This window comes from Enterobacter wuhouensis (assembly GCF_004331265.1).
Taxonomy (GTDB): Bacteria; Pseudomonadota; Gammaproteobacteria; order Enterobacterales; family Enterobacteriaceae; genus Enterobacter; species Enterobacter wuhouensis.
Genome location: NZ_SJOO01000013.1, coordinates 17,612 through 41,208, shown reverse-complemented (window position 1 = coordinate 41,208; position 23,597 = coordinate 17,612). Strand labels below are relative to the sequence as shown.

Below are 23,597 nucleotides of genomic sequence, written 5' to 3'. Positions count from 1 at the left end.
GGAGAGGGTGAAACCCGCACCGAGCAGTCCCCTCTCCCCTCCGGGGAGAGGGTTAGGGTTAGGGTGAGGGGGAAACGGATTACCTCAAAATCATATTAAGGAGAATTATCATGAGCTTTATGTTGGCACTGCCAAAAATCAGCCTGCACGGCGCGGGCGCAATTGGCGATATGGTGAACCTGGTGGCAAACAAGCAGTGGGGAAAAGCGCTGATTGTTACCGACGGCCAGCTGGTAAAGCTGGGCCTGCTCGACAGCCTGTTTACCGCGCTGGACGCCCATCAGATGTCGTATCACCTGTTCGATGAGGTGTTCCCGAACCCGACGGAAGCGCTGGTGCAAAAGGGCTATGCGGCATATCAGGATGCGGAGTGTGATTACCTCATTGCCTTCGGCGGCGGCAGCCCGATTGATACCGCCAAGGCGATCAAAATCCTCACCGCCAACCCCGGCCCGTCAACCGATTATTCCGGCGTCGGCAAGGTGAAAAACGCGGGCGTGCCGCTGGTGGCGATCAACACCACCGCGGGCACGGCGGCGGAGATGACCAGCAACGCGGTGATCATCGACTCCGCGCGGCAGGTGAAAGAGGTGATTATCGACCCGAACATCATCCCGGATATCGCCGTGGACGATGCCAGCGTGATGCTCGATATTCCCGCCTCCGTGACCGCCGCAACCGGTATGGATGCGCTAACCCACGCCATTGAAGCCTACGTGTCCGTCGGCGCGCACCCGCTGACCGACGCCAACGCGCTGGAAGCGATTCGCCTGATCAACCTCTGGCTACCGAAAGCGGTCGACGACGGTCATAGCCTGGAGGCGCGCGAACAGATGGCGTTTGGCCAGTATCTGGCGGGCATGGCGTTTAACAGCGCCGGTCTAGGTCTGGTACACGCCCTGGCGCACCAGCCGGGGGCGACGCACAACCTGCCGCACGGCGTGTGCAACGCCATCCTGCTGCCGATCATCGAAAACTTTAACCGCCCGAACGCGGTCGCCCGTTTTGCCCGCGTGGCGCAGGCGATGGGCGTGGATACCCGCGGCATGAGCGACGAAGCCGCCAGCATGTCCGCCATACAGGCGATTCGCGACCTGAGCGCCCGCGTCGGCATTCCGTCCGGCTTCAGCCAGCTCGGCGTGACCAAAGCGGACATCGAAGGCTGGCTGGATAAAGCCCTCGCCGATCCGTGCGCGCCGTGCAACCCGCGCACCGCCAGCCGCGATGAGGTCCGCGAGCTGTACCTGGAGGCATTATGATCCGCAAAGCCTTTGTGATGCAGGTAAACCCGGAGGCGCACGAGGAGTACGCGCGACGCCACAATCCCATCTGGCCCGAGCTGGAAGCGGTGCTGAAAGCCCACGGCGCGCACCACTACGCCATTTATCTCGACAAAGCCCGCAACCTGCTGTTCGCAACCGTGGAGATTGAATCGGAGGAGCGCTGGAATGCGGTAGCCAATACCGAGGTTTGCCAGCGCTGGTGGAAGCATATGGGTGACGTCATGCCGTCGAACCCGGATAACAGCCCGGTGAGCGCGGAGCTGAAAGAGGTGTTTTACCTGGACTGATGTGTTAACGCTGCTGCCCCCGAGGCGGCAGCAATCTCCCGCCTGCCACTCAGCGTAAACGCCGACACCACCGTAATCGCCAGCACGAAGCAGCCCAGCATCAGGTATGTCTCCTGGAAGCCGATCCGGTCATACATATTCCCGGCAAAGGCGGAGAGGAAAATGGCCGCCGACTGTTTGGCAAACTGGAAGCCAATCAGGTAGATGGTGGCCGACAGCCGCGTGTCAAACACCCCCGTGATGTACTTGAATGCGCCCACCAGCAGGAACGGGACCTCCAGCGCGTGCAGCATCTTGAGGGCAATGACCTCCACGGCGGTGGTGGCGAACGACGAGCCGATAATGCGCGTCGCCATAATCACCCCAGCGATCAGCAGCGTGTTTTTCGCGCCGATGCGGTTGATGATCCACGGCGAGCAGAACATGATGATGGCGTTGCAAATTTCCCCTGCCGTGGTGGCAAAGCCAAAGGCACGGGTGCCTTCCTGCGGCGTGGCGAAGAAGGTTTTAAAGAAGGTGGCAAACTGCTGGTCGAAAACGTCATACACGCAGGCCACGCCAATCACGTACAGAATGAACATCCACATTCTGCGCTGGCGGAACAGGTTGAATACGGTTTTGGCGGTGATCTGCGGCTGATTCGCACCCAGGGCGTTCATCACCTGCGCCGTCTGGTTGGGCTTCGGCTTCGCGACCACCAGCAGCAGCATCAGCAGCAGCAGCGCCGCCGCCGATCCCATCCAGAAGACGTAAGACGGATCGATACCAAAAAGGATGCCGCCCGTTGAGGCGCACAGCCCCCAGCCGAGACAGCCGAACATCCGCGCCTTGCCGTATTCGAAGAAGCTGTTGCGGCTCACGCGCTCAATGTAGGCCTCAATGGCCCCCGATCCCGCCGAGAAGACAAAGCCGATATACAGCCCGCCGCTCAGCGCCCCCAGCCAGATATTGGTTTTCAGCAGCGGGGCGAAGACGTACAGGAAGAACGGCGCGAACAGGAACAGCAGCACCGCGATGATCCACAGCAGGTGTTTTTTCAGCCCCAGCTTGTCCGAAATCACCCCCAGCACCGGCTGGAAGGCGATGGCCGACAGCGAGATGCAGGAGAAGACAATCCCGGTATGGGTTTTATTCAGGCCGATGATGTCCGACAGCCAGATCGGCAGGAACGGAAAGCAGGTGGCCATGATGAAGAAATAGAGAAAGAAGAACAGCCCGAAGATCCAGAAGTTAGGGTTGTCTTTGTGGGTACAGGTTGTTGTGTTCATTATTTTTATCCTCAACGGAGGGCCGGCTGCCCGGCCCTTCAACCTTACACGCGTTCGACGCCAATCAGAATGGCGGTCTCCGGGTCCAGAATCGGCAGCGCAATGCCCGCCTGCATCAGCCACTCGCCGCTCGCCGTTTGCGGCGCTTCCATCCACGCCGGCAGCTTGCGCATGGTGTGCCCGCCCTCGCCCGTAATCTGGATGTTCGGGTGATCGAGCAGCGTGATGCGGTACCGCGCGCTGGCGTCTAGCCCCGGCATGCGCAGCGGCATCATCAGGGTGTAATCCGGCATCCTGAGCTGGCTGACGATAAACAGCCCCTGCGTCTTGTCTTCGCTCACGATACCCTGCGCCAGGGTGGTAGCGTCCGGCATATCCACGCGCCACTGCGTGCCGTGATGAATGACCTCGCGCCACCGCTTGTGCAGCGCGGCGTAGTGCCGGTAGCCTTCACGTTCATTTTCATCAACGGTGAGCGGATCCAGCTCCAGCCCCATATGGCCAAACAGGGCCGTCAGCCCGCGAAACTGGATGCTGTGCTGGCGGAAGGTGGCGTGACATTTATGATGACCGATATGCGCGCCCATCACCTCCGGCGGGAAGAAGTAGCTCATGCCGCGCTGGATGGTATTGCGCTCCAGGGCGTCGTTGTTGTCGGACGCCCAGAAGCGGTGGCTGCGGGTCAGCACTTCGTAATCAATACGCCCGCCGCCGGAGGAGCAGGATTCAAACTCAACGTGCGGGAAGCGCTCGCCCAGCACGTCCAGCAGGCGGTAAAACTGGCGGGTCTGCGCGTCGGCGGCGGCTTTACCCTTGTGTCCCGGCTGCACCAGCTCGCGGTTCATGTCCCACTTCACGTAGTCGACTGCGTGATCGCCCAGCAGCCAGCACATACGCTCGACAAGATAATCAAAGGCTTCAGGGATGTTGAGGTTGAGCACCAGCTGGTGTCGTCCGGTCGCCTGGGCGTATCCCGGCAGCGCCAGCACCCAGTCAGGATGCGCGCGATACAGATCCGAATCCGGGTTGATCATCTCCGGCTCAACCCAGATGCCGAACTCCATGCCGAGCCGTTTGACGTGGTCGATTACCGGTGTCAGGCCGTTCGGGTATTTTTCCTCGTCCAGATACCAGTCGCCCAGCGCGGCGTGGTCGTCGTTGCGGCCTTTGAACCAGCCGTCGTCGATGATAAAACGCTCCACCCCGAGCGCCGCGGCCTCGTCGGCCATGCGCATGATGTAGTCCGGGTCGTGGTTGAAGTAGATCCCTTCCCAGGTATTGAGGTGCACCGGGCGCGGTTTGTCGTCCGGGAAGCGGATAACGTTGTCGCGCAGGTAGCGGTGAAACTGCTGGCTCATGCCGTTCAGGCCGCGCGCGGAGTAGCTGGCGTACAGGCGCGGCGTCCAGAGCGTGTCGCCCTCTTCCACGGCCATTTCGCCGGGTAGGTAAAGCGCTTCGGCCTGCAGATAGCGACGACCGTCGGTTTTGGCCTCCGCGCGCAGGCGGTGGTTGCCGCTCCAGCCCAGATGCACGCCCCAGACGTCGCCCTGCATTTCGCTGAACGACGGCGTACCTGAAATCAGCGCGGGGAAGTGCTCGTGGGAGGTTTTGCCCCGACGGTTTTCGATCACGAAGCCGTCGTGTTCGAGCAGCACGCGGTGCGGCTGAAATTCTCTGATCCAGCGTCCGTGGAAGGCCATCACCTCCTGCGCGCGCTCGGCCACCGGCAGCGTGACGGCGAAACGGTCCACCTGCCACGGCAGCGCTTTCAGATTGGTTAAGCCGTGGCGCACTACCAGCACGCCGCTGGCATCCAGCACCAGCTCGCTGGTCAGGCGCAGGCCCGCAAGCTCATCCTCAGCGGTTATCGTTAGGGTGTTTAATTCATGCTGCACATGCATGGTTTTGAACACCGGGGAACCGTCCAGCCCCTGGCGGTGCCCCTCAATGCCCGGCGAGCCAAACAGGCCGTGCCCCAGCTCCGCCATCAACGTGACCGGGGAGTCGACGTCCAGCCTGCCGTTCGCAACAGGGCGCGCAATGCTCGGCACATCGTGCGGCGAAAAGTGCTGAAGGTGCGGCCCCCAGTAGAGAATTTCGGCGAACGGGCGGGTTTTCACCACCACGTCTACCGTATGGCTTTCGAGTCGAAATATGGAATCTTGCATCAGACATCTCCTGTCGTCGGGATGTCCTGAGTGTTGATCCGAAACGTTTCGGATACAAACCAAAACGTTTCGGATCTGTGATCGGGTTTGGAATTTTAGTGGGTTTAGGCCGTCTGACCCGGAGAGAATTCAGGCTGCCAGAGCACCTGAAGCCGCTCGATATCGTCGCCGTTAATCAGCTGGCGCACCATATCGGCAATCTGTTTCCCCACGCCCTGACGGGTGGACTGAATGACCGACGCCACGTCGATATCGACGATGCTGTCCTGCGGCAGGCCGTCGTAGACCACCAGCGAGACGGCGTTGTCGCCGGACAAGCGCCCCATCTGCGCCAGCGCCATCGCCGCGCCGTCGCCGTGGGTGTTGCAGTCGGTAATGATGGCCGTGGGCGGCTGCGGCAGAGAGAGAAGCTCTTTGGTTGTGGCGTACCCGACGCGGCGCGACGGCGGCATGGCGCGCAGCCATTCGCTGGAAAGCCCGGCCTCACGCAGGGCGTCCAGATAGCCCTGACGGCGCTGGGTAATAAACGCCTGGTTATTGCTTTCGCCCAGCAGCGCGATGCGCTGATGGCCTTTTTCGATCAGCCAGCGGGTAGCCTGATGCGTACCGGCGTAGTTGTCGAAGTCAAACCACGCGTACGGCTGCGGGAGGTGGCTGCGCCCGAGCGCCAGGAAAGGGAAACCGGCGGCCTGAAGCTGTTCAAGACGCGGATCGTGATCCAGCGTGTGCGCCACGATCAGCGCATCCACGCGGCGGCTCTGCACCATGCGCATGTAGCTGTGCTTATCGGCTAAATCATCATCGGCAATCAGCAGCAGGTCGATTTCATGTCGCGCCAGTTCGTGGCTAATTTCGCCGACCATGTCCATAAAAACGCTATTATTGAGCGGAACGGGATGCACGGGGAACACCAGCCCGACGGCGTCGATTTTGCCCATCTTGAGGCGGCGGGCGAAGGTGTTAGGCCGGTAGCCACGGCGCTGCGCCTCTGCTTCCACGCGGGCGCGCGTCTCGGCGGAGACGTCGTCATATCCGTTGAGGGCGCGGCTGACGGTGGTGACTGACAGCCCCAGTTCTTTGGCAATGGCTTTAAGCGACATGATTTTCCGTATCTCGGTTAGTTCTGTTCCGCCACCAGCAGCGCGTGCGTGTCCGGCTCCAGCGCCTTAAAGATATGCGGCAGATCGGCGGGATAACAGATGTAATCCCCCGGCCCCAACTCTTCCGCCGCGTCGATCAGGCCGACTAACGCGCGCCCCTGCGTCACAATAATATGTTCAACGGACCCCGGCGGATGCGGCTGAGAAATGCGGTCTGCGCCCGGCTGGGTGAGCAGAAGATAGATGTCGCGCCGCGCGCCCGGCGGACACGCCGCCAGCAAAATCGCCTCGTAGTTGGCCTGTCCGGCAACGACCTTCGTTCCCTCTCCACGGCGGATGACCTGTGTTGTCGTCTGCTGTGGTTCCAGCAATCGGGCGAAAGGGATATCCAGCGCCACGCAAAGCGACCACAGCGTCTCCAGGCTCGGGTTACCGTTGCCGGACTCCAGCTGGGAAAGCGTGGATTTGGCGATACCGGCACGGCGAGCGATTTCCGCCAGTGAAAGCCCGGTTCGCAGGCGTTCTCGCACCAGACTCTTGGCGATCACGCTAATTGGCTGCGTCATAAACGGCCCTTAGTTCTATAAATCGAACGAATCGTTCATCTTGAAAAACGATTTTGATGCGTTCATTATAATGGAAATACGTTCGATATGGCTAAAATTGTATGAAGCATCACCTCTCCTGCCTGAAAGGCGACACGATAAAAGCAATCATCCTGGTGTGCCTCGCGGTGGGCGTGGTCGGGATGTCCTACGGCTCGCTGGCAATGGCCTACGGCTTCCCGCTGTGGGTGCCGTTTGTGCTCTCCCTTACCGTGCTGGCGGGCGCGTCGGAATTTATGTTTATCGGCATTGTGGCGAGCGGCGGTAATCCGCTGGCGGCAGCGGCCGCCGGTTTGCTGGTCAATGCCCGCCACGTGCCGTTTGGCGTGACGGTCCGCGAGCTGGTCGGCAAGCGCGGCCTGAGCTTTTTGGGCTGCCACATCATGAACGACGAAAGCGTGGTCTTTGGCCTGTCGCAGAAAACCCCCGAGCAGCGTAAGGCCGCCTACTGGCTGTGCGGTTTGGGGGTGGCGATCATCTGGCCGCTGGGCGCGCTGCTTGGCGCCATGATCGGCAAACTGCTGCCAGATCCGGAAACCATCGGGCTGGATGCGGTATTCCCGGCTATCCTGCTGGCATTAGTGGTGCCCGCGTTTAAAAACCGCACCACGCTGATCCGCGCCTGCAGCGGCGCAGCGCTGTCGCTGGCCGCCGTGCCGTTTGCGCCGGTGGGCCTGCCGGTGCTGCTCTCTTTACTCGGCCTTGCCGCGAGGAAAAAATAATGGGAAATATGACGGTCTTTATTCTCGGCATCGCCATTCTTTCTGCCGGAACGTATTTGATGCGCCTCGGCGGGGCCAAACTCGGCAACCGGCTGGCGCTGTCCGAGCGCTCTCAGGCGCTGCTTTCCGACGCGGCAACGGTACTGCTGTTTTCGGTGGCGCTGGCGACCACGTTCTATGAAGGCGAACATTTCGCGGGGATGGCGCGCGTGCTGGGCGTGGCGTTTGCGGTGTTTCTGGCCTGGCGCAAGGTGCCGTTAATTGTGGTGATCGTCGCGGCAGCGGTGGTGACGGCATTGCTGCGTCTGGCGGGGATCCACTAAGAGAAATGCCCGACAGAACAGGTCTGCCGGGCATCAGAGGGATTAATGCGCGGGAAGCGTATCGACGCTAAGCGTGAGCGTTTCGTCAAAATTCGTCGTGTTCGTCACGCTGAAGGCTTTTTCAGAGAGATAGGTCGTGATCATCATGGTGGCGGTAAACTGCTCCCCCGCCACTTCCGTGCCGTTAACCGCCGCCAGCGCTTTTTCGGGCTTCAGCGTCACCTGCGATGCCCCGCCCTGAACGTTAACCGCGCCGATATCAACGGCGGCCAGCTGTACCGAACTGCCGTCAACCCGCCCCTCTTTGAACTCGATTTTCATCGCGCCATAGTCGGTAAAGCGATACGCCATGTTCTGGCGCGCGGCACCGTTAATGGAGATGCGCATTTTACGCGCGTCCGGACACATCACCGACACCTGAAACTCGCGCGTGACCGAAGCATAGCCGTTATAGACCTTACCAATGTGTTCAGCAGAGGTCCGGCGCATATCCTCTTTACGGTAGCGACCATAGTCGACTTTCTTCACTGCCGACATCATTTCGCAGTCGCCATCATCGGCCTGGGCAACCGCCGGTAGCGTCGACGCGCCGCAGAGTAATGCGATCATCAGCGCGCATTTACGAACGTTATTTAGAGACATTTCCCTGTCACCTCTTCATAGAATTTATTCAGCTCCGCCTCAGGCAGGGTATACGTCAGCTTGCAGCGTCCGTCGTCCAGCTTCGCATACAGCTGCTGGCTGGCGGAGATGTCGTTGAGGAAGATCACCCCGTCCTCAGGCGCGGTCGTCACGTATTCACCCGCGCCGTTCACAATAGAAACACCTTCCGGCAGCGGCGTGCCGTCCGCGCGATTAATGCTCAGCAGCACGCGGCGCTGGCTTAACGTTGCGAACTCCCACTTCGCCACGGCGCCGTGAGACGCCTTGATCGCCGTGCTGCCGTTTCTCACGTCCAGATTCCCCGGCAGGCTTTGGGTGTTGACCTCAATCGTACTTTCGCGGAACGGCGACAGCGCAGGAATAACCGCCTGACCCCATTTATCCGTCCATACCGCGCCGCGCGAGGTATCAATCTCAACGCCTGCCACCGGTTTATCCAGGCTGGCGATGGCATACGTATCCGCCACGCGGTAAGGCGAGAAGGTCACGCCGTCGCCGTGGGCCACAATCCCGCCGCTCAGCGCCGCAGAATAGTTGGTGTTGCTGTCGTTATCGCCGCCTGCCGCCAGCGCCAGGTTGGTGTAGTGCAGGTTGCTGTTCAGCGAGCTGTCCCAGCTGGTGGTGTTCTCGTCATGATCCTGCGTCACGCCGACCGTGTACTGGTTTTCGGCATTAAGTGAACCCATTGCGCGCGTACCGTAGGAGCTTCTGCCCTCGCTTTCGCGATACCAGGAGCTGGTGGTGACGCCGGTGCGTCCCAGCGGGATCGACACGTTCACATAAAACTGATCGTTGTCGCTGCTGTCGTTCCGGCTAACGTCCGACTCCCAGTTCACGCTCACGTTGAAATACTTAAAGGTCTGCGACCACGAGGTGATAAACCGGCGGCTGTCATATTCGCTGTTCCAGCTCTCATTGCGGTAGTAGCTGAGCGAGAAGCGGCCCAGCATCGCGTTTGACCAGTTGATACCGACGTTACTGTCGTATTTGGTTTGCGAGATATCATCCTCATCACCGTAGAGCTCCTGCATTTCACGGTAGTCCGGCGTGCCGTAGCTGCCGCCCAGCGAAATGCCGATGCCGTACGGCAGGGAATAGCCCAGATCTAGCGTCGTTTTGTTGCCGTCGGTTTGCGTCTGGTTGTCGATGGACGCCAGAAAACCGAGCGAGGCATACAGGTTCTGCATGGGCACGGTATCGATGTTGCCGGAGAAACCGTAATAGTGGTTATCCGCCATCACCATACCGGCGAGGAAGTTCATGCGCTTGTTGATGGACCAGCCGTTGTTGGCAGAGACCACCCACGGATTTTCATAGCGGGAATCTTCCATGTCCTCAACGCGCCCAACCGCCATGGTAAAGCCCGGTGCACGCCCAACGTGGTTGCTGCGAAAAGTGCTCGCAGACACGGTAAAGCGGTTTTCGCTGCCGTCGGTCTCGGTGACCGTCACGTTCAGGTCGGTGTTGAGGTTGGCAAGCGGCACATCGTCCAGGTTAAACGGCCCGGCGGGAACGAGCGTTGAGTAAATCAGCTGTCCGCCCTGGCGGATATCAACGCGCGCCTGCGGGTAGCGGGCAATCCCCGATACCTCAACGCCCGTGCCGTTCTGAGGCAAAAGCGCGGTATCCGGCATCATCTGGACCCCGTAAATACTCGGAATACTGAAGCGGCTGTTGGCCACGTTGATCTGGCCGCCCTGCACCATCACGCCGTAATCGGTAAAGGTACGCTGGGCATAGGTATAGGAGGAATCAATGTCAAAATCTTGATCGCTGCCGTCGCTAATAAACTGCGCGCTGCGCACAATCCAGTCTCCGGCGTTAAAGCCCATTTCAAGCGTAGACTGGAAACGATCGGCATTTTCATCGTCATATTGGTTATGGGTGCCAAACATGGAGTAGTTCAGCATCGCCGCGCGACCCCCGCGCACCTCGGCGAACTGTCGACCAAAGTCGGGATCGAGCGCTTCGGGTGGAACAACGACCGAGATCTCTTCGATATCCGGTGAAGATTCAATCGTGGACCCGGACCAGTACTGATGGATTTTAGGGCAGGAGCCGCGTTTAATCTGTTTAATCAACCCTGCATTTTCCAGAAACTCTTTATCGATACAGGGCGTACCTTCCTCATCAAATTTCACCGGCGTTAGCGTACGCTTCTTGCCGTTAATGTTCACGGTCACGTTATGATAACCGGGCGTAAAACGGGCAGCCATGGAATAGTAATCGGCTATTGCGGTATCAAGTCCATTGGTTTTGAGGGCATCGGTATCAAATATCGCCCGAGCCAATTCCATAGGTTCATTCGCGGTCGGATTTATTTCTGCCCGAATACTGAAAGCAAGCGCGGTAAGGCAAAACGCAAGCATTCCCTTTTTACAGGAACCGTTTAACATAACTACTCCATGTGCTGTTAAATGTATTTTTATTTTTTCAGGTCGGCAATATAGCTCTGGGCTTTATAGCCATAGCGAGTCGCGGGATATATTTCAATCTGCTTTTCTGAGGACGATATTTTATTGCTGGCGGTGGCGGTCAGCGTTTCACCCGGCAGAATATAGGTCTTGGCTAAATGCGCGAAAGTGCCTGAGGCCATTAACTTCACTTTTTGCTCCAGACGGACGATATACGGGGTTTTATTTTCAACCACGACGTTACCGTTTTTAATCTGCCAGGTGAGTTCCTTCCAGGGCTCAATATTAACTGCCAGTCCAGCAGGGTGAATAATCACGGGCAGGTTCTGGCTAAAGACCACTTTAACTTTGTTTTTTTCGCGCTGTGGGATCGCGGTAAAAATAACGCGCTTGAAGTGCTCTACCTTCAGCGGCTCCGCGCTGCTTTTCATGACAAAGCGCACGCGCTGGGTTTTACCTCCCTCCACGCGCACAACAGGCTGCGTGACAATCAGGCCCGGCTTTGGATCATCCGGTAAATCGATAATTTTGGTGTAGAGTAGCTGTGCGTCAGCATCGGTATTTTTGACGTCCATGCTGGCGCCCTGCTCGTCTTCATTGACGATAAGCAGCGAGGTATCCGGCACCATGCCAACGGCCAGCGCATTGAATGAGGCCAACAGGCAGGCGCAGATCAGCGTTCTCTTTAAAAGCAGCATAATATTAGTCCATTAATATTGATTAATAACACTCCACTGACGTGGAGTGTTAGGCATTCCCTGGTGACGGAAAACGATTACAGATAGACCAGCTCAACGTTGGTCAGACCGTCCAGCGTCGCTTCATCCGTAACGTTCAGATCGTTGGTTGGGTTAATCATCGCCGCTACGCCAACGTTAAAGTTAACTTTAGTTTGTGCAACAGGCGTGCCGCCCCGCGTGCCGCTGAAGGAATAAATTTCGCTTTTATCGTTAGCAATCTGCATATATCGCTCGCCTGATTTAGTACCCCAGCTCGTACCGTTGTCGACTGAGACCGTTGGATACAAATCATCACCGGCATCGTTGGTGACCGCACCTTCTGTCAGCTGGATGCCTAATGAATAAGCGCCAATTTTCTTGCCGTTATACATACCCAGGCCCGACGTGCTTTTAGGCTTAAGAGAGAAGTTATCGTCAACAAATGCAATCGGCAGGTCTGCTGTAGGCGCTGAATCAGAATGCGCATCGTTAAAGGTGACAGCGATGCGGGTAGCATCTTCACAGGTGATCGTAATAGGGATCACTTTTACATCTGCCAGCGGGGTCATGGAAGTGGAATTCAGGGATGCTACTTTCATGGTACCGAAGTCAGCAATACCGCCACCGCTGGTGAAGGTTGGCGTACAGGAAGAAGGTACGATTTTACCGGTGACCTGAATATCAATACTGGAGGCCGCCATTGCAGATGAGGCCGCTACGGCCAGTACGGACGCCAGCATTCCTTTTTTAAAGATCGCGTTCATTTAATTTCCTTATTTAGGTGAAATACTAAAAGCACCAAACTATAAATAGCCTGGCTTATGGAGAATAACTACACACATATTGTTTTTGAAAAGTATCACTACAAATAATTCCGATCAATGGCTTGAAATTCTTTTAAGATTTATGCCTGAGGAATTCCTTAAATAATAAGAAAAAACATTATTCCACTGGATATGAAACCGGAATCAGTGGCTAAAAATAGCCGCAGCCATTTACCAGGGGAATATTTCCAATAATCTGGTCTGACCATATATTTAACATGTGTATAGGAATGCTAATTTTTCAAACAAAAGTAACTAAAGAAGGAGAACTATTACACTTATTGTTTCGGTAATCAGGAATTTCCTGGACGATTTAACTAATAAAAGAGATTAATGCAGCAGAGGTGGGTGGGAGGCGAGAAGGGGGAGTAAGGCAAGGAACCTGTCCCTGCTCCGGAGAGCGAGGGACAGTGGCTACACGGCTTATTTATTCAGTTCTGCGGTCATATGTACGCGGTTACCGGAGAACGCCTGGGTGATTTTGTAGGAAGATGCGCCAGCGTCCTGAGCCTGTGCTGCAATTTTGGCTTCTGCACCGTCAATGGTGGAGGCGGTAGCGGTCACGGTCTGCGCAGCGAAAGAACCGAAAGAAGCAGCCAGAGCGATTACAGCGACAAAAGTTTTGATGCTTTTCATGAGATAAACCCTTTCGTTAAGTTGTTTAGGTAAGGCACCGTGCCTTGATGAGATAAATACTAGACCTCATCTCCCACAACTAAAAGCGGAAGGATTTGTTATTCTCTTTCAAAATTACTGATTAACAATTAACCGCTGTGCATGGGTGTAAATCGTCGCCCTGCCCGGCTTGCAGAACCCCACCAGCGTCAGGTTGCAGCGCTCTGCCACTTCTACCGCCAGCGTTGTGGCCGCCGACACCGCAAACAGGATCTCCACGCCACACATGGCCGCTTTCTGCACCATCTCGTAGCTGGCGCGGCTGGAAACGAGCGCAGCGCCCTGCTGCCAGACGTCGCTTTCGCGCGCGCGGCGACCCAGCAGCTTATCCAGCGCCACGTGGCGGCCGACATCTTCATGGCCCCCGACGATCTCGCCCGACGGCAGCACCCACGCCGCCGCGTGCGTACAGCCGCTCAGCTGACCAATGGGCTGGACATCGTTGAGGTGCTCCAGCGCTTTATCGAGGTTCGCAAGGTTGAAGGTCTGGGTAAACGGCAGCGGCGCGACGGGTTTGCCGATATCGTTGAGCTGCTCGACGCCGCATACGCCGCAGCCGGTGCGGCCGGCCAGCGCGCGACGACGCTCTTTTAATCCCATAAAGCGGCGGCTGGAGAGTTCGATCTGCACTTCAAGACCGTTGCAGGCCTGCACCACGTCCATGCCGTAGATCTCCTGCGGATGGTCGATGATGCCTTCGGACAGGGAAAAACCAATGGCGAACAGATCGAGATCTTTCGGCGAGGCCATCATCACCACGTGCGAGATGCCGTTGTATACCAGAGCAACAGGCACTTCTTCCGCCAGAAAATCGGGCGTAGCTTGGGTAATGTGGGGCGGTCTGTGTACCGACAGTTCCACAACGCCCGCAGGCAGTGGTGACGAGTGGGTAGCACGGTTTTGTTTAGACACGACGGTATTCCTGAACAACCACGGAGGTGAGCCTGCTATTGCATCATAAAGTGCAGGCCTTACGCATAGTATGGATCAACTTTTCAGCATCGAGTTTACCTACTCATTTGGGAGAGGTGCAACCCGACCCCCGCTACACCCCTTTAACATGCAGGGTTAATAATGTGATTGATATCACATTTTATAATCAATGCCGTGATAATACGTTCACTTTGTTTTAACGCCATTGGAACAGGCGTACCGACATTGTGGTATTCTGATGATATCCCTCGGAGAAATGAGGGATTAACGCAAATTTTTCTCCTTTGCGGTCAATTCTCAACCGCAAAGTAAAACTACAAAGCAATGTCGAAATGAACCAAGGAGTGACCCATGCAGGTCAGCAGAAGGCAGTTCTTTAAGATCTGCGCTGGCGGTATGGCAGGCACAACGGCAGCGGCACTGGGCTTTGCGCCCGGCGTAGCGCTGGCGGAAACACGGCAGTATAAGCTGCTGCGCACCCGCGAAACCCGTAACACCTGTACGTACTGCTCCGTCGGCTGTGGGCTGTTGATGTATAGCCTCGGCGACGGTGCAAAAAATGCCAAAGCGTCTATCTTCCACATCGAAGGCGACCCGGACCATCCGGTTAACCGTGGTGCGTTGTGCCCGAAAGGGGCTGGCCTGGTGGACTTTATCCACTCCGAAAGCCGCCTGAAATTCCCGGAATATCGCGCGCCAGGCTCAGACAAGTGGCAGCAAATCAGCTGGGAAGAGGCGTTTGACCGCATCGCAAAACACATTAAAGAAGACCGCGATGCCAACTTTATCGAGAAGAACGGCGACGGCGTCACCGTCAACCGCTGGCTCTCTACCGGCATGCTGTGTGCTTCTGCCTCCAGCAACGAAACCGGTTATTTAACCCAGAAATTCACGCGCGCACTCGGTATGCTCGCGGTCGACAACCAGGCGCGCGTCTGACACGGACCAACGGTAGCAAGTCTTGCTCCAACATTTGGTCGCGGTGCGATGACCAACCACTGGGTCGACATTAAGAACGCCAACCTTATTGTGGTGATGGGCGGTAACGCCGCTGAAGCGCACCCTGTCGGGTTCCGCTGGGCGATGGAAGCCAAAATCCACAACGGTGCGAAACTGATTGTGATCGATCCCCGCTTTACGCGTACGGCGTCAGTGGCGGATTTCTACACCCCTATTCGTTCAGGTACTGACATCACTTTCCTGTCAGGCGTATTGCTGTACCTGATGACCAACGAAAAATATAACCGCGAATACACCGAAGCCTACACCAACGCCAGCCTGATCGTGCGTGAGGACTACAGCTTCGACGATGGCCTGTTCAGCGGTTACGACGCGGAAAAACGCAAGTACGACAAAACCAGCTGGAACTACGAGCTGGACGAGAAAGGCTTTGCGAAGCGCGACACCACCCTGCAACACCCGCGCTGCGTGTGGAACCTGCTGAAAGAGCACGTTTCCCGCTATACGCCGGACGTTGTCGAAAACATCTGCGGGACGCCGAAGGCGGACTTCCTGAAGGTGTGCGAGCTGATCGCCGAGACCAGCGCGAAGGATAAAACCGCGTCGTTCCTGTATGCCCTCGGCTGGACGCAGCACTCCATCGGCGCGCAGAACATTCGCACCATGGCGATGGTTCAGCTGCTGCTCGGCAACATGGGGATGGCAGGCGGCGGCGTGAACGCCCTGCGCGGCCACTCCAACATTCAGGGCCTGACCGACCTCGGCCTGCTGTCTCAAAGCCTGACGGGCTACATGAACCTGCCGAGCGAGAAACAGCCCGACCTGCAGACCTACCTGACCGCCAGCACGCCAAAACCGCTGCTCGAAGGACAGGTAAACTACTGGGGCAACTATCCGAAGTTCTTCGTCTCGATGATGAAAGCCTTCTTCGGTGACAAAGCGACGGCGGAAAACAGCTGGGGCTTTGACTGGCTGCCGAAGTGGGACAAAGGCTACGACGTTCTGCAGTACTTCGAGATGATGCACCAGGGCCAGGTCAACGGCTATATCTGCCAGGGCTTTAACCCGGTTGCCTCGTTCCCGAACAAAAACAAGGTTGTCGAGTCGCTGTCGAAGCTGAAGTTCCTGGTGACGATTGACCCGCTCAACACCGAAACCTCGACCTTCTGGCAGAACCACGGTGAATCGAACGACGTCGATCCATCGAAGATTCAGACCGAAGTTTTCCGCCTGCCGTCCACCTGCTTCGCAGAAGAGAACGGTTCTATCGTCAACTCCGGACGCTGGCTGCAGTGGCACTGGAAGGGCGCGGACGCCCCGGGCATCGCCCTTAACGACGGCGAGATCCTGGCCGGCATCTTCTTACGCCTGCGTAAGATGTATGCGGCAGAAGGCGGCGCGAACCCGGAACCGGTGCTGAACATGACCTGGAACTACTCGACGCCGGAAAACCCTGCGCCGGAAGAAGTGGCCATGGAGAGCAACGGCAAGGCGCTGGCGGACGTTATCGACCCGGCCACCGGCGCGGTTCTGGCGAAGAAAGGCGATCAGCTCAGCACCTTCGCACACCTGCGCGATGACGGTACGACGTCAAGCGGCTGCTGGATCTTTGCCGGTAGCTGGACGCCGAAAGGCAACCAGATGGCCAACCGCGATAACGCCGACCCGTCGGGACTCGGCAATACGCTGGGCTGGGCATGGGCGTGGCCGCTGAACCGCCGCATCCTCTATAACCGCGCGTCCGCTGACCCGCAGGGCAACCCGTGGGATCCGAAGCGTCAGCTTCTGAAGTGGGACGGCGCGAAATGGGGCGGCGTGGATATTCCGGACTACAGCACTGCCGCACCGGGCAGCGACGTTGGGCCGTTTATCATGCAGCCTGAAGGGATGGGACGCCTGTTTGCTATCGATAAGATGGCGGAAGGTCCGTTCCCGGAACACTACGAGCCGTTTGAGACGCCGCTGGGCACCAACCCGCTGCACCCGAACGTGGTCTCTAACCCGGCAGCCCGTATCTTCAAGGGCGATTTCGACGCGCTGGGTAAAAAGGACAAGTTCCCGTACGTGGGTACGACCTACCGTCTGACCGAGCACTTCCACTACTGGACCAAGCACGCGCTGCTTAACGCCATCGCGCAGCCGGAACAGTTTGTGGAGATCGGCGAGAAGCTGGCGAACAAGCTCGGCATCGCCCATGGCGATACCGTGAAGGTCTCCTCTAACCGCGGCTATATCAAAGCCAAGGCGGTGGTGACCAAGCGTATTCGCACGCTGAACGTTCACGGTCAGCAGGTGGACACCATCGGTATCCCGATCCACTGGGGCTATGAGGGCGTGGCGAAGAAAGGGTTCATTGCGAACACCCTGACGCCGTTCGTCGGCGATGCGAACACGCAGACGCCGGAGTTTAAGGCCTTCCTCGTGAACGTGGAAAAGGTGTAACGGAGACGACTTATGGCTTATCAATCTCAAGACATTATCCGTCGTTCCGCGACAAACAGTTTCACGCCCGCGCCTCAGGCGCGGGACCACCAGCAGGAAGTGGCGAAGCTTATCGACGTGACCACCTGTATCGGCTGTAAAGCCTGTCAGGTGGCCTGTTCAGAGTGGAACGACCTGCGTGACGAAGTGGGTCACAACGTCGGGGTGTACGACAACCCGGCGGACCTGACCGCCAAGTCCTGGACGGTGATGCGTTTCTCGGAAGTGGAGCAGAACGACAAGCTGGAATGGCTTATCCGCAAAGACGGCTGTATGCACTGTGCGGATCCGGGCTGCCTGAAGGCGTGTCCGTCAGAAGGGGCTATCATTCAGTATGCCAACGGCATCGTCGACTTCCAGTCCGAGCAGTGCATCGGCTGCGGCTACTGCATCGCCGGCTGTCCGTTCGACGTGCCGCGCCTGAACCCGGAAGACAACCGCGTCTACAAATGCACGCTGTGCGTTGACCGCGTCACCGTCGGCCAGGAGCCTGCATGCGTGAAGACCTGCCCAACCGGCGCTATCCACTTTGGCTCCAAAGAGGATATGAAAACGCTGGCGGGTGAGCGCGTATCCGAGCTGAAAACCCGCGGCTACGACAACGCAGGGCTGTACGATCCGGCCGGGGTTGGCGGTACGCACGTGATGTACGTGCTGCACCACGCCGACAAGCCGAACCTGTATCACGGCCTGCCGGAGAATCCGGAAATCAGCGCCACCGTGAAGTTCTGGAAAGGCATCTGGAAACCGCTGGCAGCGGTTGGTTTTGCTGCCACCTTCGCAGCGAGCATCTTCCACTACGTCGGCGTTGGTCCGAACCGCGCGGAAGAGGAAGACGACAACCTGCATGAAGAGAAAGACGAGGTGCGCAAATGAGAAAACGTGACACCATCGTGCGCTACACCGCGCCGGAACGCATCAACCACTGGGTCACCGCCTTCTGCTTCATGCTGGCGGCGATAAGCGGGCTGGGGTTCTTCTTCCCGTCCTTCAACTGGCTGATGCAGATCATGGGGACACCGCAGCTGGCGCGTATACTGCACCCGTTTGTTGGCGTCATCATGTTCGCGTCGTTCATCATCATGTTTTTCCGATACTGGCACCATAACCTAATCAATCGGGATGATATCTTTTGGGCGAAGAATATTCGTAAGATCGTCGTCAACGAGGAAGTAGGTGATACCGGGCGTTATAACTTCGGCCAGAAATGCGTATTCTGGGCGGCGATTATCTTCCTGGTCCTGTTGCTGGTGAGCGGCGTGATCATCTGGCGTCCGTACTTTGCGCCTGCTTTCTCAATCCCGGTGATCCGATTCGCGCTGATGCTGCATTCATTTGCCGCAGTGGCGTTAATTGTGGTTATCATGGTGCATATCTACGCCGCCCTCTGGGTGAAAGGCACCATTACCGCGATGGTGGAAGGATGGGTAACCAGCAAGTGGGCGAAGAAACATCACCCGCGCTGGTACCGTGAAGTCCGCCAGAAACAGGAAAAGTCATCTGAATGAGTATTCGCATAATCCCGCAAGATGAGCTGGGTTCGAGCGAGAAACGCACGGCGGATTACATTCCGCCGTTGTTATTCCCCAGGCTCAAGAACCTCTACAACCGCCGCGCAGAGCGTCTGCGCGAGCTGGCAGAGAATAACCCGCTGGGCGATTTCCTGCGCTTTGCCGCGCTGGTTGCCCACGCGCAGGAAGTGGTGCTGTACGACCACCCGCTGCACATTGACCTGACCGCGCGCATCAAGGAAGCCAACGAGCAGGGCAAGCCGCCGCTGGATATTCACGTCCTGCCGCGCGACAAGCACTGGCATAAGCTGCTGAACTCGCTGATTGCCGAGCTGAAGCCGGAGATGAGCGGAACCGCGCTGGCGGTTATCGAGAATCTGGAAAAAGCCTCTGACCTGGAGCTGGAAGAGATGGCGAGCGCGCTGTTCGCGTCCGACTTCTCGCTGGTGAGCAGCGATAAAGCCCCGTTCATCTGGGCCGCGCTGTCGCTCTACTGGGCGCAAATGGCCAGCCTGATCCCGGGCAAAGCCCGCGCTGAATACGGCGAAGCGCGTCAGTTCTGCCCGGTCTGCGGTTCGATGCCGGTCTCCAGCATGGTGCAGATTGGCACGACTCAGGGGCTGCGCTATCTGCACTGCAACCTGTGTGAAACCGAGTGGCACGTGGTGCGCATCAAGTGCAGCAACTGCGAACAGACCCGCGATCTGAACTACTGGTCGCTGGAAAATGAAGAAGCGGCAGTGAAAGCGGAAAGCTGCGGCGACTGCGGCACTTACCTGAAGATTCTGTATCAGGAAAAAGACCCGAAAGTCGAAGCCGTGGCCGACGATCTCGCCTCGCTGATTCTGGACGCGAAGATGGAGCAGGAGGGCTTTGCCCGCAGCTCGATCAACCCGTTCCTGTTCCCGGGTGAAGGGGAGTAATCTCCTGTGAGGGTGCCGGGCGGCGCAAGCTTGCCCGGCCTACAGCTGGTAAGGTGAAACGACCCCGGCGATGCCCGAAAAGTCTTTCGTATTGCGCGTAATTAACGGGCAACTTCTGCTCTGAGCCGTAGCCAGAATGATGGCATCGGGCAGCTTCATGCCGTGCTTCTCGCGAAGTAATACGCTTCTTTCCGCGATATCACGTGACACATCAATAATTTCAAAAGCCCCCATCACAGCCGCCGTTTTTGCTTCATGACCGTGCTTGCGCGCGCCCACCATGACTTCCATCCACGTGATTAGGCTAATGGCTCTATGCGACGCCGTGCGATCAATCGCATCCGCCGCCTCAACGCGATTATTAAAAAGATCGATGAGAATATTGGTATCAAACACAGCCATGTGCTCCATGATTACCACTCCTCACGCAGCTTGCGTTCATACTCAAGCCCATCTTCCTGCTGGTTTCCCCACAGGCCAAGCGCATCGCGGATAACCGATGAACTCTGCTGGTCAAGATATTGCTCAATAGCTTCCCGTAGCAATTCGGCGCGGGGCCGGTTACGCAGCTGCTTCAGGTTATCCAGCCGCTGAATCACGTCATCAGACAAATTGATCAGTATTCTGCCCATATCAAGATCCGCCAAAAGACTCATATATCACCTTAGTATATCATCTGCGGTTAATTTTCAGGCAAAATACTCCTTATCCATTTAGTGTTAAAGGATATTTAGAAAATGGCGGGCGATTTTGCGAGCCGCTTTCCAGACGACCCCTACTCTTCCTCGTTCCCGCCCTCTTCGTACGCACCGTACGGCTTTGCAGGCAGAACGATATAGGTGCCTTCAAACACCGCGCCTGCCGTTTCATCACCAAACAGCTCCACCTGCATCTGCACGCGCGCCTTACGGCCGCGCGCCAGGCGGTCGAGATCGCCGCCCAGTGCGCCAAGGTCGGCTACCGCGCTCGGCTTGCCGCTGATCGGTGCGCTGTAGCGAATATGGGCATCGGCCAGAATAATGGTGCCGCCCAGATGACGCTCGCGCAGCATGAGCCAGATCAGCCCCCAGCCGGTGAGGGTCGCCAGGGAAAACAGGCTACCGGCAAACAGCGTGTGGTGAGGGTTCTGGTTACCGGTTTCCGGCATGGTGGTAATGAATTTTTGTCCGGTGTACTGCTGAATGCGTACGCCCATCTTTTCACTGAGCGGAATGTGCTCATACCACGCCTGCTGCAGCTGGCCGCACCAGTCGGCGCGGTGCAGAATGTCGTCCAGCGTGGCAATCGGTTTGATCATCAAAAAGTGGCGAATCGGCGTGGTTTGCGGGGCGGCGATCTCCCCCTGATTCACAAAACCGAGCTTGGCAAAGAATTCGACGGCGTCTTCACGGGCGCTGCAGGTGACGCGCTTAACGCCTTCCTGACGGGCAACGGACTCCAGGGTCATCGCCATCAGGGTGCCGAGGCCTTTATCCTGAACGGACGGGTGAACGGCCATAAAACGAATAGAGGCTTCGTTATCGGCGTTGATATACAGGCGTCCGACGGCGACGAGGTTGCCCTCTTCATCCACCACCATTTGATGGTGCGCCATCGCGTCCCAGGCGTCGCGTTCTGACCCTTTCGGTTGATGTAATGGCTTGCGCAGCATTTCCCAGCGAAACTGGTAGTAAACCTCTAACTCTTCTTCCGTTTGCGGTACTCGAAGGTGATACATAGCTGTACTCTCTCTTGTTACCCGCGGCCTGACCGCCAGCTGGCTCATACCTGGAGCCAGAATGTGACGGGGCCATCGTTCACCAGCGATACCTGCATATCTGCAGCGAATCGTCCGGTTTGCGTGTTCATGTCCTGTTGGCGACAGCGCTCAACAAAGTACTCATACAGTGCTTCTGCACGGTCCGGCGCTGCACCTTTCGAAAAGCCCGGACGCATGCCGCGCTCGGTATCAGCCGCCAGCGTAAACTGGGAAACCACCAGCACGCTGCCGCCTGCCTGCTGCACGTTCAGGTTCATTTTGCCTTCCACATCGCTGAAGATGCGGTAGCCCAGCACGCGCTCGCACAGGCGGTTGGCTTTTTGCTCGTCGTCATCCTTTTCGACACCTAACAACACCAAAAGTCCTGGGCCAATTTCACCCGTCACCTCGTCCTCCACGGTGACGCTGGCACGGGTTACGCGTTGTATCAATGCAATCATGGTTGGTCTGCTTCTTGTTGTTTTTCAGCAATCGCTGCTTGTTTTAGTTCGCGGTAGACCCCGAGAGTGACAGTTATTTCGGCACCAAGCAAGACGATGCACCAGGTCCAGTAGACCCAGACAAACAAAATGGGGATTACCGCCAGCACGCCGTAAATCAGCTGATACGACGGGAACATGGTGATGTAGAGCGCGAACCCTTTCTTGCCCAATTCAAAGAGCACGGCCGCGACCAGGGCACCCACGATGGCGTCACGGTTGGGCACGCGCGTCGTCGGCACCACGCTGTATAGCAGCCAGAACGAGAGCCAGGACAATATCAGCGGGAAGATGCGCAGCACGTTATCAATTACGCTGTTCAAGTCGCTCGCCCAGCGCAGCGAAAGAAGATATGAACTGATCGCCAGGCTCGCTCCCGCCAGCAGCGGGCCGAGCGTCAAAATCATCCAGTACACGGCAAAGGAGTAAACCTTTGGCCGGACTTTCTTGCTCCGCCAGATGGTGTTCAGGGCGCTGTCGATGGAGTACATCAGCAGCAGCGCGGTGATGATAAGCCCGCACGCCCCCACCGCCGTCATCTTGCTGGAGTTAGCAACAAACTGCTCAATGTAGTTCTGAATAACGTCCCCTGTGGCGGGAATGAAATTCGCAAAAACGAAATGACGAAGCTGCAGGCTGACGTCCGCAAACATCGGAAACGCGGAAAAAAGCGCAAAGATAACCGCCACCAGCGGCACCAGTGAGAGCAACGACACGTAGGCGAGATTGCCCGCCAGCGTCGTCATGTTATCTTCATCAATGCGGTGCCAGAGCAGTTTCAGCCACGCCCGAAAAGGGCGCGAGTGATGTGTCGCTTTTTGATGAACGGTTTTTAGCATAGCTGCTTCGCAAAGTAGTTCGGTATCGTCTCTTTTCCGGTCACCAGAATTGACGTGATACCCAGCTGGTTAGCTCCCTCTATATTATCGGCATTGTCGTCGAAAAAGACCGCGTCGGCCGCAGAATAGCCTTCTTCCTGCAGGACGGCCTGATAAATACGCGCTTCCGGCTTGCGCATCCCCATCTCCTGGGAGAGATAGATTTTATCCGCCGCAGCGTGGATTTCCGGATATTCATCCGGCCAGAAGGTGGTGTGAAGACGGTTGGTGTTCGACAGCACCACCACGCGATGCCCCTGCTCGCGCAGCTTTTGCATGATGTCGGTGACGTCCGGGCGGATCGCGACAAATACCGCCTGCCAGCCGTGGGAAAACTGTTCGTAGCTTAACGGCAGATCCATTTCATGGCAGAAGCGCTCTGCGAATTCTTCATCGCTTATCTCGCCGCGCTCGTGCTGGTGGAAGGTTTCCCCCATCTTAAAATTCTGCTTTAGCGTCGCCAGCGGTACACGGCTAAAATCGCTCCATGCGCCCAGCACCCGATTGAAATCGATGTCGACGATTACATTTCCTAAATCAAAGATATAAAGCATGTTTATCTCCTTTTCGCCGTGGAAAAGTAACTGTAGCGGGAAAGATAAGGTTTGGCTATGGAGAGGGA

Annotated in this window: 24 protein-coding genes; 8 read left to right on the top strand and 16 right to left on the bottom strand. The window is 57.3% G+C overall.

Annotation, left to right across the window (positions count from 1 at the left end):
- The first annotated feature begins 110 nt into the window (after nt 1-110).
- Together fucO and rhaM are read left to right on the top strand one after the other, a co-directional pair.
- Entirely contained in the window at nt 111-1,259 is a 1,149-nt protein-coding gene (gene fucO, locus E0L20_RS20760; RefSeq protein WP_131635604.1) for a lactaldehyde reductase, read from the top strand.
- A complete protein-coding gene (gene rhaM / locus E0L20_RS20755; protein WP_131635603.1) occupies nt 1,256-1,570 on the top strand; it encodes an L-rhamnose mutarotase in 315 nt (104 codons plus the stop codon). The genes fucO and rhaM overlap by 4 nt, the downstream gene beginning before the upstream one ends.
- On the opposite strand, the gene E0L20_RS20750 is transcribed toward rhaM, so the two are convergent.
- From E0L20_RS20750 to E0L20_RS20735, 4 genes are all read right to left on the bottom strand, one after another.
- Nucleotides 1,558-2,838 carry an MFS transporter gene (locus E0L20_RS20750; protein WP_131635602.1) on the bottom strand — a complete coding sequence of 427 codons (1,281 nt, stop codon included), beginning with the start codon at nt 2,836-2,838 and terminating at the stop codon, nt 1,558-1,560. The two genes, rhaM and E0L20_RS20750, sit on opposite strands and share 13 nt — an antisense overlap.
- A 44-nt stretch (nt 2,839-2,882) precedes the next feature.
- Entirely contained in the window at nt 2,883-5,006 is a 2,124-nt protein-coding gene (locus E0L20_RS20745) for an alpha-galactosidase (RefSeq protein ID WP_131635601.1), read from the bottom strand.
- 104 nt (nt 5,007-5,110) lie between these two features.
- Complete coding sequence (locus E0L20_RS20740) at nt 5,111-6,106, bottom strand: LacI family DNA-binding transcriptional regulator (protein ID WP_131635600.1); 996 nt, start codon at nt 6,104-6,106, stop codon at nt 5,111-5,113.
- Between the two features lie 17 nt (nt 6,107-6,123).
- The gene (locus E0L20_RS20735) at nt 6,124-6,672 is read right to left on the bottom strand and encodes a helix-turn-helix domain-containing protein (RefSeq protein ID WP_010436871.1); all 549 of its coding nucleotides are present in this window, start codon (nt 6,670-6,672) and stop codon (nt 6,124-6,126) included.
- A gap of 101 nt (nt 6,673-6,773) precedes the next feature.
- On the opposite strand from E0L20_RS20735, the gene E0L20_RS20730 reads away from it, so the two are divergent.
- Entirely contained in the window at nt 6,774-7,433 is a 660-nt protein-coding gene (locus E0L20_RS20730; RefSeq protein WP_131635599.1) for an AzlC family ABC transporter permease, read from the top strand.
- Entirely contained in the window at nt 7,433-7,756 is a 324-nt protein-coding gene (locus E0L20_RS20725; protein WP_131635598.1) for an AzlD domain-containing protein, read from the top strand. Before E0L20_RS20730 ends, E0L20_RS20725 begins: the two co-directional genes overlap by 1 nt.
- Before the next feature lie 42 nt (nt 7,757-7,798).
- Here the strand turns inward: E0L20_RS20725 and E0L20_RS20720 are convergent, their stop codons facing one another.
- The 6 genes from E0L20_RS20720 to fdhD form a co-directional block, all read right to left on the bottom strand.
- Entirely contained in the window at nt 7,799-8,398 is a 600-nt protein-coding gene (locus tag E0L20_RS20720) for a DUF1120 domain-containing protein (RefSeq protein WP_131635597.1), read from the bottom strand.
- Nucleotides 8,389-10,815 (bottom strand): fimbrial biogenesis usher protein, encoded by a 2,427-nt coding sequence (locus E0L20_RS20715; RefSeq protein ID WP_131635596.1) that lies wholly within the window; start codon nt 10,813-10,815, stop codon nt 8,389-8,391. The genes E0L20_RS20720 and E0L20_RS20715 overlap by 10 nt, the downstream gene beginning before the upstream one ends.
- 29 nt (nt 10,816-10,844) lie before the next feature.
- Nucleotides 10,845-11,531, bottom strand: coding sequence for a fimbria/pilus chaperone family protein (locus E0L20_RS20710; RefSeq protein WP_131635595.1), 687 nt, complete (start codon nt 11,529-11,531; stop codon nt 10,845-10,847).
- Nucleotides 11,532-11,608: 77 nt separating this feature from the next.
- Nucleotides 11,609-12,316 carry a DUF1120 domain-containing protein gene (locus E0L20_RS20705; RefSeq protein WP_131635594.1) on the bottom strand — a complete coding sequence of 236 codons (708 nt, stop codon included), beginning with the start codon at nt 12,314-12,316 and terminating at the stop codon, nt 11,609-11,611.
- Nucleotides 12,317-12,799: 483 nt separating this feature from the next.
- A complete protein-coding gene (locus E0L20_RS20700; RefSeq protein ID WP_114980033.1) occupies nt 12,800-13,012 on the bottom strand; it encodes a YdgH/BhsA/McbA family protein in 213 nt (70 codons plus the stop codon).
- Nucleotides 13,013-13,126: 114 nt separating this feature from the next.
- Nucleotides 13,127-13,963, bottom strand: a complete 837-nt coding sequence (gene fdhD, locus E0L20_RS20695; RefSeq protein WP_131635593.1) for a formate dehydrogenase accessory sulfurtransferase FdhD — start codon at nt 13,961-13,963, stop codon at nt 13,127-13,129.
- A 372-nt stretch (nt 13,964-14,335) separates the two neighbouring features.
- Between fdhD and fdnG the strand changes: the two genes are divergently transcribed.
- From fdnG to fdhE, 4 genes are read left to right on the top strand one after another with little or no spacing between them, the layout of a single operon-like run.
- On the top strand, nt 14,336-17,386 hold the full coding sequence (gene fdnG, locus E0L20_RS20690; protein ID WP_131635592.1) for a formate dehydrogenase-N subunit alpha: 3,051 nt from the start codon (nt 14,336-14,338) through the stop codon (nt 17,384-17,386).
- Between the two features lie 12 nt (nt 17,387-17,398).
- A complete protein-coding gene (gene fdxH / locus E0L20_RS20685) occupies nt 17,399-18,301 on the top strand; it encodes a formate dehydrogenase subunit beta (protein WP_131635591.1) in 903 nt (300 codons plus the stop codon).
- Nucleotides 18,298-18,933, top strand: coding sequence for a formate dehydrogenase cytochrome b556 subunit (fdoI, locus tag E0L20_RS20680; protein ID WP_131635590.1), 636 nt, complete (start codon nt 18,298-18,300; stop codon nt 18,931-18,933). The genes fdxH and fdoI overlap by 4 nt, the downstream gene beginning before the upstream one ends.
- Entirely contained in the window at nt 18,930-19,859 is a 930-nt protein-coding gene (fdhE, locus tag E0L20_RS20675) for a formate dehydrogenase accessory protein FdhE (protein WP_131635589.1), read from the top strand. Before fdoI ends, fdhE begins: the two co-directional genes overlap by 4 nt.
- A 39-nt stretch (nt 19,860-19,898) precedes the next feature.
- On the opposite strand, the gene E0L20_RS20670 is transcribed toward fdhE, so the two are convergent.
- The 6 genes from E0L20_RS20670 to yihX all read right to left on the bottom strand — a co-directional run bounded on the left by E0L20_RS20670 (nt 19,899) and on the right by yihX (nt 23,529).
- Nucleotides 19,899-20,270: a type II toxin-antitoxin system VapC family toxin gene (locus tag E0L20_RS20670; RefSeq protein WP_131635588.1), complete on the bottom strand. Its 372-nt coding sequence runs from the start codon at nt 20,268-20,270 to the stop codon at nt 19,899-19,901.
- Between the two features lie 2 nt (nt 20,271-20,272).
- Nucleotides 20,273-20,515: a ribbon-helix-helix domain-containing protein gene (locus E0L20_RS20665; RefSeq protein ID WP_131635587.1), complete on the bottom strand. Its 243-nt coding sequence runs from the start codon at nt 20,513-20,515 to the stop codon at nt 20,273-20,275.
- Between the two features lie 119 nt (nt 20,516-20,634).
- Complete coding sequence (gene fabY, locus E0L20_RS20660) at nt 20,635-21,576, bottom strand: fatty acid biosynthesis protein FabY (RefSeq protein ID WP_165500738.1); 942 nt, start codon at nt 21,574-21,576, stop codon at nt 20,635-20,637.
- A 44-nt stretch (nt 21,577-21,620) separates the two neighbouring features.
- Entirely contained in the window at nt 21,621-22,058 is a 438-nt protein-coding gene (gene dtd / locus E0L20_RS20655; protein WP_131635585.1) for a D-aminoacyl-tRNA deacylase, read from the bottom strand.
- Nucleotides 22,055-22,936 (bottom strand): virulence factor BrkB family protein, encoded by an 882-nt coding sequence (locus E0L20_RS20650; RefSeq protein WP_131635584.1) that lies wholly within the window; start codon nt 22,934-22,936, stop codon nt 22,055-22,057. Before E0L20_RS20650 ends, dtd begins: the two co-directional genes overlap by 4 nt.
- Nucleotides 22,930-23,529 carry a glucose-1-phosphatase gene (gene yihX / locus E0L20_RS20645; RefSeq protein ID WP_131635583.1) on the bottom strand — a complete coding sequence of 200 codons (600 nt, stop codon included), beginning with the start codon at nt 23,527-23,529 and terminating at the stop codon, nt 22,930-22,932. Before yihX ends, E0L20_RS20650 begins: the two co-directional genes overlap by 7 nt.
- Nucleotides 23,530-23,597 lie beyond the last annotated feature (68 nt).

What these genes read in the sequence shown, in the direction of transcription:
- E0L20_RS20720 (WP_131635597.1), bottom strand. Translation starts at nt 8,398, where the DNA reads ATGTCTCTAAATAACGTTCGTAAATGCGCGCTGATGATCGCATTACTC.
- E0L20_RS20650 (WP_131635584.1), bottom strand. Translation starts at nt 22,936, where the DNA reads ATGCTAAAAACCGTTCATCAAAAAGCGACACATCACTCGCGCCCTTTT.
- fucO (WP_131635604.1), top strand. Translation starts at nt 111, where the DNA reads ATGAGCTTTATGTTGGCACTGCCAAAAATCAGCCTGCACGGCGCGGGC.
- E0L20_RS20700 (WP_114980033.1), bottom strand. Translation starts at nt 13,012, where the DNA reads ATGAAAAGCATCAAAACTTTTGTCGCTGTAATCGCTCTGGCTGCTTCT.
- yihX (WP_131635583.1), bottom strand. Translation starts at nt 23,529, where the DNA reads ATGCTTTATATCTTTGATTTAGGAAATGTAATCGTCGACATCGATTTC.
- E0L20_RS20705 (WP_131635594.1), bottom strand. Translation starts at nt 12,316, where the DNA reads ATGAACGCGATCTTTAAAAAAGGAATGCTGGCGTCCGTACTGGCCGTA.
- dtd (WP_131635585.1), bottom strand. Translation starts at nt 22,058, where the DNA reads ATGATTGCATTGATACAACGCGTAACCCGTGCCAGCGTCACCGTGGAG.
- E0L20_RS20665 (WP_131635587.1), bottom strand. Translation starts at nt 20,515, where the DNA reads ATGAGTCTTTTGGCGGATCTTGATATGGGCAGAATACTGATCAATTTG.
- E0L20_RS20670 (WP_131635588.1), bottom strand. Translation starts at nt 20,270, where the DNA reads ATGGAGCACATGGCTGTGTTTGATACCAATATTCTCATCGATCTTTTT.
- rhaM (WP_131635603.1), top strand. Translation starts at nt 1,256, where the DNA reads ATGATCCGCAAAGCCTTTGTGATGCAGGTAAACCCGGAGGCGCACGAG.
- fdxH (WP_131635591.1), top strand. Translation starts at nt 17,399, where the DNA reads ATGGCTTATCAATCTCAAGACATTATCCGTCGTTCCGCGACAAACAGT.
- E0L20_RS20750 (WP_131635602.1), bottom strand. Translation starts at nt 2,838, where the DNA reads ATGAACACAACAACCTGTACCCACAAAGACAACCCTAACTTCTGGATC.
- fabY (WP_165500738.1), bottom strand. Translation starts at nt 21,576, where the DNA reads ATGTATCACCTTCGAGTACCGCAAACGGAAGAAGAGTTAGAGGTTTAC.
- fdhE (WP_131635589.1), top strand. Translation starts at nt 18,930, where the DNA reads ATGAGTATTCGCATAATCCCGCAAGATGAGCTGGGTTCGAGCGAGAAA.
- E0L20_RS20715 (WP_131635596.1), bottom strand. Translation starts at nt 10,815, where the DNA reads ATGTTAAACGGTTCCTGTAAAAAGGGAATGCTTGCGTTTTGCCTTACC.
- E0L20_RS20745 (WP_131635601.1), bottom strand. Translation starts at nt 5,006, where the DNA reads ATGCAAGATTCCATATTTCGACTCGAAAGCCATACGGTAGACGTGGTG.
- E0L20_RS20740 (WP_131635600.1), bottom strand. Translation starts at nt 6,106, where the DNA reads ATGTCGCTTAAAGCCATTGCCAAAGAACTGGGGCTGTCAGTCACCACC.
- E0L20_RS20735 (WP_010436871.1), bottom strand. Translation starts at nt 6,672, where the DNA reads ATGACGCAGCCAATTAGCGTGATCGCCAAGAGTCTGGTGCGAGAACGC.
- E0L20_RS20710 (WP_131635595.1), bottom strand. Translation starts at nt 11,531, where the DNA reads ATGCTGCTTTTAAAGAGAACGCTGATCTGCGCCTGCCTGTTGGCCTCA.
- fdoI (WP_131635590.1), top strand. Translation starts at nt 18,298, where the DNA reads ATGAGAAAACGTGACACCATCGTGCGCTACACCGCGCCGGAACGCATC.
- E0L20_RS20730 (WP_131635599.1), top strand. Translation starts at nt 6,774, where the DNA reads ATGAAGCATCACCTCTCCTGCCTGAAAGGCGACACGATAAAAGCAATC.
- E0L20_RS20725 (WP_131635598.1), top strand. Translation starts at nt 7,433, where the DNA reads ATGGGAAATATGACGGTCTTTATTCTCGGCATCGCCATTCTTTCTGCC.